This window comes from Ancylobacter sp. (assembly GCF_965229075.1).
In the GTDB taxonomy this organism is placed as follows: Bacteria; Pseudomonadota; Alphaproteobacteria; order Rhizobiales; family Xanthobacteraceae; genus Ancylobacter.
Genome location: NZ_CBDDIO010000002.1, coordinates 88,955 through 101,682 on the forward strand (window position 1 = coordinate 88,955; position 12,728 = coordinate 101,682).

The window sequence follows — 12,728 nt, forward strand, 5'->3', positions numbered from 1 at the left end:
CGCGCCGCAAACGCACCATCGGGCGCCCCATCACGCGCGCCGCCCCGAGCGGCGAAGCAGCAGGCTGGTGACGAAGGCGAAGGCGATACAGCATAGAACGAGAACCAGGGCGTAAGTGACAATGTTGAGCGACAGCCAATTGGCCGCGATGAGCCGGAGGTTTGACGGGCCCAGCGGCTGGGTCACGATGAACCGCACGCTGCTCGGCATGCGAATGTCCATCCGGCCGGTGGCGGCGTCGAACGCCACCGCCTGACCATAACTTTTCGCCCAGTATTCCGGCAGGGTGAACTCATCGATGGCGGCATCGAGGCTCTCCGCCGTATGCCCGGCAATGAGCGTCCAGACCGCGTCGCTGTTCGGGGCAAACCCCTGCGCCACCAGCACCGAGGTGTTGTGCGGGGGATTGAACGGGTCGACATCGCCGCCACTGGGCAGGCCTAAAGACACGCCGAACGTGCCGGTGACCCATTTCTGAAAGTGGAGCAACTCGGCGCTGACGTTGCCTCCTGCCGCCACCTGATCGCGCCAGCGGTCAAAGATGGCGTCGTTGCCCGAACCGGAGCGGACGCGGACGCCCTGCTCCAGCATCGACATCGGTTCCGGCGGGGGTGCAGGGTCGCTACTCCAGAAGACGGGCGCCGGGCCCCGCACGCCCTTGTCGGCGTCCCGATCGGTGCGCCAGCGGATCTTGCTGGCATCCACCACACCCACCTGCCGCAGCACCTCGGGTGCGATCTGATTGATCTCCCCGACGAACAGGACCGGCCGACTGGCGAGCGACGCCGGCGGCGGCGCCGTGTCGACAGGGGCGATGTGCTGCTGGGCAAAGGACAGCCGCGCCATCACCGTCGCGGCGGCGGCAACCGTCGGCGCGTCCTGGCGCATCACCACCGCGACAGGCTGCACGGCGTTGAAATAGGGGAAGCCGCCGCCGAAAAACGCCGCCAGATTGGGGCTCGTGCCGATCCTGGCGAAATCGTCCATCACGAACTCGCTGGAATCGAACACGACAAAGCGCTTGTCATGCGCGAGCGTGGCGCCGGGACCGCAAATCTGGTCGCTATCGACATCCAACATCACCTCGATCCAGACCCGGTTTATGCCGGCCCGGAAATGCGTCAGCGGGACCTTGATGACTTTCCGTTCCATCAAGCCGCCATGCCGATCGGTGAGCATGTAGGAAGACGCGAGAGAACCGTTGACGTAGACCGAGAGCACGCTTCCGGGCCGCACGCTCGGCGCGTAGGCCGCGTCCAGCAGAATGCGTGCCTGGCCATTGGCGGAACCGTAGAAATCGGCGGGAAGGCCGATCGGAAAGCGCAGCTGCAGCCGGCGACCGGAAAATTCCTGCGTCATCACCCCCAATTCGGAGAAACGGACGCTACCCGCACCCGTGAAATAGGGCGCATCCGGCGCGAAGCGGCTGGAAATCGACAATCTGTTTGATTCGGACTGGCCGTTGCTGGCCGCGAGGCGTTCAATCGCGGCGTCGATGGTCCGCGTGGTCTCTCCGGCCAGCACGAGAACGGTGCCGCCCGCACGGCTATCGTTGAAAAAGCGCACCAGCGGCTGCCCCCCCCAAAAGGGCCGGCGGATTGGCCATCGTGGCGCGCAGGTCTTCGGCCATGCCCACGATCACGTTCAAGGTCCCCGGACCCGTCGGGCCGACATCCGGTCCCACGATCGACACGAGCGGATGGGCGTAGCGCCCGCGTTGGGTCAACGCCTGGGCGGCCGCGAGGAAATGCGCGCTCTGGTGGGGCTCGATCGGCCCACTATGGATGAAGCGGATATGGGTTGATCCCCTCACATCGATCCCCACGGCGGGAAGATCATCGGCCATGACGGGCGGCGACACGGGGCCGCCTGCGAACGCCACGCCAGTCAGCGCATTGTCGAGTTCCACCCAGAGGTCGTAGGTGGAATCAATGGAGCAATCGGTGCGGTGCACCGCCAGCATGTCGATACGGATGAGATTGCCGCCCGCCCGCAGCACACCGGCGGGAATGGCGGCCGTCACCTGGGTCGCCCCCTGCGGCGAGGCGATCGGAATCTCCGCCACAAGCTGGCCGTTGATGGTGACCCTCATCCGTGAGCGTTCCGGCATCACATAGATGGCGTTGAGATAGCCGATGAGCAGCGTCGCCGGGCGCTCCACCTCCTGCTGTGTGAACCAGGTCACCCAGCCGCGCGAGAGCGATTCCCCTTCCAGCCGCAGACGGGGCACCGGGACGATGAAGCGATCGGGAGTCTTTGGACCCGGCGCTTCGATCTTCGCCGGGGCTGCGGCCACAGGCTGACCCGGCACCATCTGGAACGGGGCCACATAGCCCGGCGCGCCCGGACCCGGCGCAGCCTGGGGCGCCGCTTCCGGCGCGGGCGGCGTCATGCCGAAGGGCGCGCCGGTCGGCCCCATGAGGGTGGGAAGCACGAGCGGATCGCCTTCCGTGTCCTCACCGTCCTGCATGTCGAAGGCGCGCATGTCATAGGCGGGTGCCGACAGAGCGCGGCTGGGAGCAGCCGCGTTCGCCGGCGTGTCGGCCGGTGGCTTTGCCACCGCGCCGACAGCCGCGAGAAAGAGGGCGGTAAGGAGGACACCGCCGGTCACGCCGATCCGAAGCGCTTTCATCGTCCCGTCGCTCCCGCGAACAGGCCGGGCGCGAAGCGGCGCGTCATCCTTTCCAGCAGCGTGACATAGGCGAGCCCGCGCAAGGTCTGGTAGCCCGCGATCAGGACGAACATCACGGTTCCTCTCAGCACACCCGGGTTTCGCCGCCTGCCCTCCTGGAATTTCTTCCATTCGTCGGCATTGGCGAAGATCAGATCGGCGATGAGCTGATAGTGCGCGGCGCACTTGGCGTTGAACTGGGTCCCCAGAACGATCACACCATCATCATGGGCGATGTTGCGCACCAGCACGGGCAGCGTGTCGCTGATGCACTCGTCCGGCGGCGTCAGCCGCACCACGGCGTGCATGCCGAGCCGCGCCTGAGCCTCGGGGGGAAGCTCGGTGCGCACACGCAAGCCGCCCATGGACACGTCATCGATGACGGCCGGCACCTCGACACCGTCGATCAGCAGGTTGCATCGCCGGCTGATCGTCATGCGCTGGCTGTGCCGCTTGGCCGCCTTCTCCGACACCACACCGAGCGCGCAGCCGGAGATGATGAGATTCAGCAGGTTCCACATGCCGACGACGAGGGTGATGTCGGCGGAGTACGGCCCGGTGGCGATCCGCCAGAACGTCACGAACACGGCGATGATCTGGACGACGAAGATGACGAAGAACGGAGTCCCGATTTCCGAGATGCGGTTCTCGTCAATGGTCTCGCCCTTCGAGGTCACCCGGAAGGTCGGCTTCTTCGGATCGATCATGACGGAAAGAAGCGCCGGAAGAAGATAAACCGTCTGGATATATTCATAAAGCTCAGAGAACCACGGCCAGCGGTATTTGCCGAAGAGATAGCTCTGGATAAAGAGATTTGTCAAGAGATAAACGGCCGTGTAAGCTACGAATTCGGCGCCGGAACCATTGAATATTTCCAGCGAGAAGAACAGGTAGCAGAAAGGCGAGATCAGGAAGATCGCGCGCGAGATCGGGAAGAACCAGAACAGGATACTGGACATGTAGCAGATGCGCTGCGCGACCGTCAGACCCGAGCGGAACAGCGGGAAGTGGAAGCGAAGGATCTGGTACATGCCCTGCGCCCAGCGGGAACGCTGGCCGATGAAGCTGGCAAACGTCTCTGGCTGCAGCCCGGCAATGAGCGGCGTGTCGACATACACGCTGTGCCAGCCGCGCGCATGCAGCGCCAGCGCCGTCTCGCAATCCTCGGTGATCGAGGAATGGGCGAAACCGTCGGTCTCCAGAAGCGCTTCGCGCCGCAGCACCGCCGCCGACCCGCAGAAGAACGCGCCACCCCAGCGGTCGAGACCGCGCTGGATGACGCCATAGAACATCTCGTTTTCCGACGGCATGCGGCGCCATGTGCCGAGGCTGCGCTCCACCGGGTCGGGATTGATGAAGAAATGCGGCGTCTGGACCAGGAACAGGCGCGGATCCTGTTGGAAATAGCCCACCGTCTCGCGCAGGAACGAGCGCGCCGGCGCATGATCCGCATCGAAGACAACGACGAGTTCCCCATGCGAATGGGCGAGGCCGTGGTTAAGATTGCCAGCCTTGGCAAATTCGTTGCGCGGACGGGTGAGATAGTTCACGCCGAGCTCCTCGCAGAGCTGGGTCAGCGTCGCCCGCCGCTCCTGCGCCTCGCGTGCGGCCGCCAGATCGTGCTGTTCGCATTTTTGATCGGTCCCGCCATCGTCGAGCAGCCACACGGTGAAGCGGTCGCGGGGGTAGTCGATCGCCATCGCGGCGGCCAGCGTCGTCGCGAGCAGTCCCGCATCCTCATTGTAGCTGGGAACGAAAATATCGACGGTAGGCTCGCTACCGGGCGCGATCGCCGGCGCGACGCGCGACGGCTGGGGCGCCGACACGACAAAAAGACTGAGCGCCATGAGCGCGACGCTGTACATCTCAGCGATGTAAAGCAGCACGGCAGGAATGAAATTCGCCAGTTCCTCTACCGGAGGTAGAGTTGACGTCGTCCGCCAATACACGTACCTTGATACCATTGCGACGCCGAGCGCAATTGCTACCATGCGCGGCACACCTTCCGGCGCAAACATTCTCAAAAAGACAATTAGTAGAATCACAATGCAGCCGGTAACAAGCTGCGCCTGCAAGTTAACCGGTAAGGTCACGATAAATGCGACCAGGGCGATTAATATTACCCAGATACCCGAAATCCATCTTCTATTCATAATTTTCGGCTGGTCTCCGCAGTCGCCCTTGCGGCGGCTCTTACGTGGTACGTGCGCTGATCGCAAGCCGCCTGCGAACACAAGTCATCGGCGTACGTTCACATCTTCTAACATCTTGTTCGATCTTTGACCGTTTCTGCCGCGGCGCTGGAGCGCTAGATTGCTTCTATGCGTGATTCGTTTTGCGAGATTGACAGGCCCGCCATGTCCCGCCCGCCCCAGGAAACGACAGGCGACCGTGCACGCCGCGCGTCTGTCCACCCTGGACAGTCAAGCGCCAAAAGCTTGCGTCGGGGTGCCTTCGCCATGGGTTGCCTGCTGCTGGCGGGGGGCTGCACCACGGGCCGGCCACCGGTCGTTGCCACCCTTTCGGCCGAGGTTCCCGCCGTCGAGGCGTTGGTGCTGCCGGAGCCCGGCGGCCCGCGCATCATCGGCGTGATCGAAACGCGCTATGCCAACGCACTGCAGCAGGAAGTAATGCTGGCGACCGAGGCGGCGACGCCGGGCCAGAATGCCTTCAGCGTCGTGTTTTTCGGGCCGGTGGAGGGACGAACCGGCCCCGAGAACATCAAGAACGACAGCTTCCTCAACGAATACGCTCTGGCGGAGGAGATGGAGCAGGCCCTGCCCGGCATCGACCTGCGCCCCTCGACCTATTTCGTCCAGAACCGCTACGGACCCTTCGGCTACGCCGTGGGGCCGGGACAGGGCCGCGACCTCTGCCTCTACGCCTGGCAGCGCATTCAGGGCCAGCAGCGAATGAATGCCCTGGCGGTGGATCGTGGCGTGTTGTCGGTGCGTCTGCGCTTCTGCCAGAGCGGCGCCAGCGAAGCCGCGCTGCTGCGGATCATGTACCGCTACACCATCAATGGCTATTTCCTGCCGCGCAGCTGGCAGCCCTATGGCCGCCCTCTCCCGGTCGCGCCGGAGCTTGGCCGGGTCGGCGGACCGGTCGTCTATCCCTCGACCGTGTTCGGCACGGGCGCGGCCACCGCGCCGCCGCCGGCACCGGCGCGCAGCACAGCCCCCTCCGCGCCCCGTTCCGTGCCGGCGCCCGTCGACACCGGGCCAAGCGTGCCGAGCGCACCGCTCGAAGGGTATCCGACCGTCCCCGCGCCTCAGCCCTGATCGGTACCGCTGAAATCGGTTCGGAACGCGCTCTAGCCGCGCGGGCGGTCGCCCGGGGGAAGCGCGATGCCGAGGCTCGCGGCGGGCGGAAGCTCCGGCAGGCGGAACGTGGTCGCCCCAGCCTTGGCCGGCTCGGTTTCCGCCATCTTCGGACCCTCGACCGGCTTTTCCGCCGCGCGCGCCACGGCCCCTGTCACCTCTGCCGCCAGCGGCTCGGCGGCAAGGGCCCCGAGACGCCAATGCCCGTCCACGGGCAGGAAGGCCATATCGAAGCCGATCCTCAGCGGCGCGGTCGGGAAATAGCCGCGCAGGCGCAACGCCCCATCGGGGCCGATGGAAGGCGCGGCCGAGAGCTTGGCGTCGAGAAGGGCGACGGCGGCGAAATCCAGCCGACCCTCGCGCCACTGGCGGAAGCGGTCGGCAAGCGCGGCACTGGAATTGGCGTCCCGGAAGGAGGGCGCCGCCAGATCGCGCAGCACCGAATAATTGCCGGTCAGATTGGCTTGGTTGAGCGCGATCATCGTGCCGCGCAGCAGGGCCAGAAGCACCGCCGGCGGCGGCATCGTATCGGCCGGCTGTTTCTGCGCGTGGGCGAGAGCCGGCGCGAGCAGGGCCAGCACAAGCGCGAGAACGGCAAGGCGGGCGGGGCTGCGCATCGTCGTCACCACGCGAACAGCAGGCCGGCCTTGCCGCCGACCGTGCCTTCGTTGAGGCCCACGCCGATGCTGCCGGTGACGAAGAAGGAATCGTCGGCGATCCGCGCAATGCTGGAGAGCGCGAGCGCATTCTGGCCCCCGAAGGTGCCCCACTGGGCGCTCACGGCCAGATTCTTGCCGTTCGGCAGGGTTGGCGTATCCATCGCCATCGCCATGGCCACGCCTTCGCTGACACGGTCGATCTCGGCCCAGACGGGCCGCAGGTCGAAAAGCTCCGCCGTGCTGGCGCTGGCGAGATTGCCGGCGGCGTCGGTGGTGACGATCTGCACCGCCCCGCTCTGGGCGGCGCGGCTGGCGCCCGAGGTCAGCCCGGCCATCGTGTAGGTCGAGCCGGCGGTGCCCAGCGCCATCTGGTTGGCCCGGCTGGTGGTCGCGCCGGCGCCAAGGGCGGTCGAACCTTCAAAGGAAGCGATGGCCCCATGGCCGAAAGCGGCGGCGTTGGTGGCGGAGGCGTTGGCGTTCTGCCCCAGCGCAACGGCACCGGCCCCGGCGGCGACGGCGTTCTGTCCCAGCGCCGTCGCGCCGGCACCATTGGCGGTGGCGCCGAAACCGACGGCGGTGGCGTTGGCGGCATTGGCGACGGCGCCCTGCCCCAGCGCGGTGGAACCGGCGCCATTGGCGGTGGCCGCCGTGCCCAGCGCGGTCGCGTTGCTGGCATTGGCGACGGCGCCCTGCCCGACGGCGGTCGATGCGGCGGCATTGGCCCGCGCGCCCTGGCCGACAGCGGTCGCGTTGGCGCCGTTGGCGAGCGCGTCCTGGCCGAGCGCGGAGGAGGCGGTGCCGTTGGCGCTCGCCCCGCTGCCGAAAGCCGAGGAGAAATCGGCATTGGCGGCCGCTCCCTGCCCGGTCGCGGTCGACTGCGCCCCATTGGCCGTCGCGCTCCAGCCAATGGCGGTGGAGGACACCCCATTGGCCACGGCGAGCTGGCCGAAGGCGCTGGCCTTGTCGGAAAAGGCGCGCGACCCCTGCCCCACGGCCGTCGTGCCGGCCTGCGTCGCCTGCGCATCATCGCCGATCGCGGTCGAATCCGCCCCGCTCGCCACGCCGCCGCACTGCAGGGCAGTTACGGTGAGGTCGCAACTGATCTCCTCGGCGGCCGCCGCCAGCGGTGCCAAGCCCGCCAGCAGGGCCCAGCCGGCCGATCCACCAATCCTCACAAGGCGCCGTCGCATAAAAAGGTCTCGAAACTCGTGCGACGCACCCGCAGCGCCGTGCCGGTAACATCGCGGCAACATGGTTAACGCCGCGTTAACCAGTTCGCGGAGCCGCGGAAATCGCGCACCTTATGCAAGCCGGCGCGGCGCCTCGCGCCGATATGTCTGGAGACCCGCACGGCCGGCCCCCACGCGGAGAAGGCGACACGCATTCCCACCGCCCGCGGCCGGCCGCCCTGATAAAGCCACAGCTTTGACTGAGTTTAGACAGTAATTTTCGGACACATTATTGTATAGATCGGAAATATTACCACCATACTCTCACCGGATTGACGCGCGACTGTACAGTCAACAAGTCGTTATCGCGGTGAGCAGCCCTTATGCTGACATGGCTCGTAAATATTTGGCACTGGCTGACAGATGCCTATGACCGCGATTGCCCTTACTGCGAAAGCGAAGAACTTTGCGAGGAATGCTTGGCGCTCTGGGCGATAAAGTAACTTCGCCCCGCCTTGTTTCACAGCCCGCTGCGGGACGCGCCGCGCTGACGCGCTCCCGCTCTACTCGGCCGGCGTATGGACGATGCCGGGGGCGATCTCGGCATGGGGCGTGTGATGGACCCGCCCGATCAGCGAATAGACCACCGGCACGACGAACAGGGTGAGCAGCGTGCCCAGCGTCATGCCGCCGACAATGACCCAGCCGATCTGCGACCGGCTCTCCGCGCCCGCGCCACTCGCCAGTGCCAGCGGCACGGCGCCCAGCACCATGGCGCCCGTGGTCATCAGAATGGGCCGCAGACGCAGCACCGCCGCCTCGATGACCGACGCGCGGCGGTCGAGGCCCGCCTCCTGCTGCTGATTGGCGAATTCGACGATCAGAATGCCGTGCTTGGTGATGAGGCCGACCAGCGTCACCAGTCCGATCTGCGAATAGACATTGAGCGATCCGCCGGTGAAATACAGCGCGGCCAGCGCCCCGGTCATGGAAAGCGGCACGGTCAACATGATGATGACGGGATCGCGGAAGCTCTCGAACTGCGCCGCGAGCACGAGATAGATGAAGCCGAGCGCCAGCAGGAAGATCACCACCAGGCTCTGGCCGGCGGCGCGGAACTCGCGGCTCTGGCCGGCCACATCGGTCTGCACGGTCTGCGGCAGCACCTCGCGGGCGGTCTGGTCGAGAAAGGCCAGCGCCTCGCCCTGCGAGAAGCCGGGCGCCAGATTGGCGGAAATGGTGGCGGAGCGCAGCTGGTTGAAGCGCTTCAGCTCCTGCGGCGCCACGCTTTCGCGCACGGTGACGAGGTTGGACAATTGCACCATCTCCCCGCTCGCCGAGCGCAGATAGATGGTGTCGAGCGTCGCCGGGGTCGAGCGGTCGCGGGCATCGAGCTGGACATAGACATCGTACTGCTCGCCGCCCACCTCGAAGCGCGTGACCTGCCGCCCGCCGAGCAGGCTCTCCAATGTGCGGCCGAGGACGGCGATGTCGATGCCGAGATCGGCCGCCTTGGCCCGGTCCACCGCGACGGAGATCTCCGGCTTGTTCAGCTTGAGGTCGCTGTCGATGCTGACGAGGCCGGGATAATCGCGGATGCGCTCGAGAAAGCGGTCGGTGTACTCGTTAAGCTGTTCATAGGTGCCGGAGGTCTGCAGCACGAACTCGATCGGCCGCGAATTGTTGGAGGCGCCGAGCGAGGGCGGGTTGTTGGCATAGGCATTGATGCCGGCGATGCGCCGCAGTTCCGGCGTCAGCTTGGCCACCAGTTCCTGCTGGCGCACATCCCGCTCCCCCCAGTCCTTCAGCCGGCCGATGACGAGAAAGCGGTGAACCTCGGGAAAACCGTTGATGATGAGGACGCTGTCGACCTCCTTCTCCTTGGAGACGATGGTGTCGATCTGGTTGGTGTAGCGCGAGGTATAGGCGAGGGTGGAGCCCTCGGGCGCGCTGCCGGTGACGCGGACGACGCCGCGATCCTCGATGGGCGAGAGTTCCGAGGGCAGCACGGTGAGGAAGAAGGCACTGGCACCCGCCACGCCGAGCGCGAGCAGCAGGATCAGCGGGCGGAGCTTCAAGGTCGAACCGAGCAGCCGGCGATAGCCGTTCTCCATCGCCCGCAGCCGCCCCTCGATGAAGGCGGACACCCGGCCCGGCTTCTCCTCATGCTTGAGCAGGCGCGAGCACATCATCGGCGTCAGCGTCAGCGCGACAAAGCCGGAGATGATGACGGCGCCGGCGAGCGTCAGCGCGAATTCGAGGAAGAGCCGCCCCGTGCGGCCGGGGGCGAAGGCGACGGGCGCGTAGACGGCGGCGAGCGTCAGCGTCATGGCGATGACGGCGAAGCCGATTTCGCGCGCGCCCTTGATGGCGGCGGGGATCGGCTTCATCCCGTGCTCGATATGGCGAAAGATGTTCTCGAGAACGACGATGGCGTCGTCCACCACGAGGCCGATCGCGAGCACGAACGCCAGCAGCGTCAGCGTGTTCACGCTGAAGCCCAGCGCGTACATGATGGCGAAGGTGGTGATGAGCGAGATCGGGATGGTCACGATCGGAATGATCGACGCCCGGAAGGAGCGCAGGAACACCACGATGACCAGCACCACCAGGACGACCGCCTCGAAGATGGTGTGAAACACCGCCTCGATGGAGCGCTCGATGAACACCGCATTGTCGTTGCCGATGGTGGCGCTCATGCCTTCCGGCAGGCTTTCATTCACCGCCGGGAGGATGGCGCGGGCGCCGGCGGAAACGTCCAGCGGGTTGGCCACGGCCTGCTTGATCACGCCGATGAAGATCGCCGCCCCGCCATCGAAGCGGCTGGCCCGGCGCTCATCGGCGGCGCCGAGTTCCACCCGGGCGACATCGCGCATATGCACCTGCGCGCCGTTCGCGCGCTTGACGACGATCTGGTCGAACTGGTCGACCGAGGTCAGGCCCGTGCGCGAGAGCACGGTGAATTCGCGGTCGACGCTCTCGATGCGGCCGGAGGGGATCTCGACATTCTGCGCCCGCAGCGCGTCCTCGACATCCTGCACGGTCAGTTCATAGGCGGCGAGCCGCTCGCGGTCGACCCAGATGCGCATGGCATAGCGCCGCTCGCCATAGATCTGCACATCGGCGACACCGTTGATGTTCTTGAAGCGGTCGACGATGTAGCGGTCGATATAGTCGGACAGTTCCAGCGCCGACATGCGGTCGGAGCGGAAGACCACGAACAGCACCGGCTGGGCGTCGGCCTCGACCTTGGAAATCACCGGCTCGTCGATCTCGTCGGGCAGGCGCTGGCGCACGCGGCTCACCCGGTCGCGCACGTCGCTAGCGGCGACATCGGGGTCGACCTCCAGCCGGAAGCGCACGGTGATGCGGCTGGATTCCGAACGGCTGGTGGATTCCAGCACGTCGATGCCGGCGATGCCGGCAATGGAGCCTTCCAGAACCTGGGTGACCTGGCTCTCGACGATGCTGGCCGAGGCGCCGGGATAGGTGGTCACCACCGACACCACGGGCTCGTCGATGTTGGGATATTCGCGCACCGACAGGCGGCTGTAGGAGACGATGCCGATGAGGATCAGCAAAAGGCTCAGCACCGTCGCGAAGACGGGGCGGCGGACGCAGAACTCGGAAATGCCCATGGCGCGGCTCAGCCCTGCGGCGCCGGCGGCGGCGGCACCACCTCCACCACAGCGCCGGGCTGCAAACGCCCCTGCCCCGCCACGACGATGCTGGCGCCGGGCGCCACGCCCTTCACCTCGACCTCGCCCTTGGCGCGCTGGCCAAGCTCGACTTTCAGCTGCTGCGCCTTGCCGTCGACAATCTGCCAGACGAGGCGCTCCTGCCCGCGCGGGACGATGGCGCTTTCCGGCACGAACACCGCGTCGCGCGCCTCGCGGCCCTTCACCACGACCCGGGCGAACAGGCCCGGGCGCAGGGTCAGGTCCTTATTGTCGAGACGGGCGCGCACACTGAGCGAGCGGCCGTTGACATCGACCATCGGGTCGATGGCGTAGATGGTGCCGGTGAAGGACCGGCCCGGCAGCGCGTCGAGCGTGATGGTCACGGTCTGGTTTTCGGCGATGCTGGAGAGCTGCGTCTCCGGCACTTTGAAATCCAGCTTCAGCGTGTCGATCTTCTCAAGATTCACCAGTTCCGTGCCGACGGCGATATAGGCGCCGTTGGACACGGTGCGCAGGCCGACGACGCCGTCGAACGGCGCGGTGATGGTGTGCTTGGCGATCTGCACACGCTGGGAATTGAGCAGAGCGCGGGCGGTGTTGAGTTCCGCCTGGGCCTCGTCCAGCGCCCGGGCGGTGCCGGAGCCCGATTTCTGCAATTGCTGGGCACGGCCGAAATTCGCCTGGGCCAGGTCCAGCCGCGCCTCGGTCTCGTCCAGCGAGGCTTTCACAAGAGCGGCGTCGAGCCGCACCAGCACATCGCCGGCCTTCACGTGCTGCCCCTCGCGAAAGCCGATTTCCTGAATGCGGCCGGCCACTTCGGAGGCCACCTGCACGGATTCGTCGGATTGGAGCGAGCCGATGGAGGAGATGTCCGTCGTCACCGAGGCGGCGCGCGCCGGCGCCACTTCGACCGGCACTTTTCGCGCCGCCGCCGGCTGGGCGGCCGCCTTCGCCTGGCTGCGGGCGCCGAACAGGCTGGTCGCGTCGACCCATCCCCGGTCATGCGCAAGCCATCCGGCTCCCGCCAGAACGGCGATGGTCATCAGCAAGGCGGATCGGCGTCGCATCAGGCCCCCTGAAGCTGCGGCGGAGCATGGAAATCCATGTTGCGACACAACAGATATGAGGCGGAGTTCCAACTTAATTATGTGTCATATTCCAAACCGCGCGATCACATTCGCGCGGCTGCCGGAACATCATACTCCCTCGAACCGGCCGGCGAAACCGGC

8 protein-coding genes are annotated in these 12,728 nt (G+C 66.3%); 1 reads left to right on the forward strand and 7 read right to left on the reverse strand.

Going from position 1 to position 12,728, the window contains the following annotated elements:
• Positions 1–30: 30 nt before the first annotated feature.
• The 3 genes from ACO07Z_RS06535 to bcsA are packed head-to-tail and all read right to left on the reverse strand — an operon-like array spanning position 31 to position 4,824.
• Positions 31–1,566, reverse strand: a complete 1,536-nt coding sequence (locus ACO07Z_RS06535; protein WP_421697961.1) for a cellulose biosynthesis cyclic di-GMP-binding regulatory protein BcsB — start codon at positions 1,564–1,566, stop codon at positions 31–33.
• Positions 1,547–2,632 (reverse strand): cellulose biosynthesis cyclic di-GMP-binding regulatory protein BcsB, encoded by a 1,086-nt coding sequence (locus ACO07Z_RS06540; protein WP_421697962.1) that lies wholly within the window; start codon positions 2,630–2,632, stop codon positions 1,547–1,549. The genes ACO07Z_RS06535 and ACO07Z_RS06540 overlap by 20 nt, the downstream gene beginning before the upstream one ends.
• Complete coding sequence (gene bcsA, locus ACO07Z_RS06545; RefSeq protein WP_421700769.1) at positions 2,629–4,824, reverse strand: UDP-forming cellulose synthase catalytic subunit; 2,196 nt, start codon at positions 4,822–4,824, stop codon at positions 2,629–2,631. Before bcsA ends, ACO07Z_RS06540 begins: the two co-directional genes overlap by 4 nt.
• A 306-nt stretch (positions 4,825–5,130) precedes the next feature.
• Between bcsA and bcsN the strand changes: the two genes are divergently transcribed.
• The gene (gene bcsN / locus ACO07Z_RS06550) at positions 5,131–5,952 is read left to right on the forward strand and encodes a cellulose biosynthesis protein BcsN (RefSeq protein WP_421697963.1); all 822 of its coding nucleotides are present in this window, start codon (positions 5,131–5,133) and stop codon (positions 5,950–5,952) included.
• A 32-nt stretch (positions 5,953–5,984) separates the two neighbouring features.
• Here bcsN and ACO07Z_RS06555 read toward each other — a convergent pair whose 3' ends face one another.
• The 4 genes from ACO07Z_RS06555 to ACO07Z_RS06570 all read right to left on the reverse strand — a co-directional run bounded on the left by ACO07Z_RS06555 (position 5,985) and on the right by ACO07Z_RS06570 (position 12,566).
• Positions 5,985–6,608 carry a hypothetical protein gene (locus ACO07Z_RS06555; RefSeq protein ID WP_421697964.1) on the reverse strand — a complete coding sequence of 208 codons (624 nt, stop codon included), beginning with the start codon at positions 6,606–6,608 and terminating at the stop codon, positions 5,985–5,987.
• 5 nt (positions 6,609–6,613) lie between these two features.
• Positions 6,614–7,840: a YadA-like family protein gene (locus ACO07Z_RS06560; protein ID WP_421697965.1), complete on the reverse strand. Its 1,227-nt coding sequence runs from the start codon at positions 7,838–7,840 to the stop codon at positions 6,614–6,616.
• A 542-nt stretch (positions 7,841–8,382) separates the two neighbouring features.
• Positions 8,383–11,457, reverse strand: a complete 3,075-nt coding sequence (locus ACO07Z_RS06565; protein ID WP_421697966.1) for an efflux RND transporter permease subunit — start codon at positions 11,455–11,457, stop codon at positions 8,383–8,385.
• 8 nt (positions 11,458–11,465) lie between these two features.
• The gene (locus ACO07Z_RS06570; RefSeq protein ID WP_421697967.1) at positions 11,466–12,566 is read right to left on the reverse strand and encodes an efflux RND transporter periplasmic adaptor subunit; all 1,101 of its coding nucleotides are present in this window, start codon (positions 12,564–12,566) and stop codon (positions 11,466–11,468) included.
• Between the last annotated feature and the right edge of the window lie 162 nt (positions 12,567–12,728).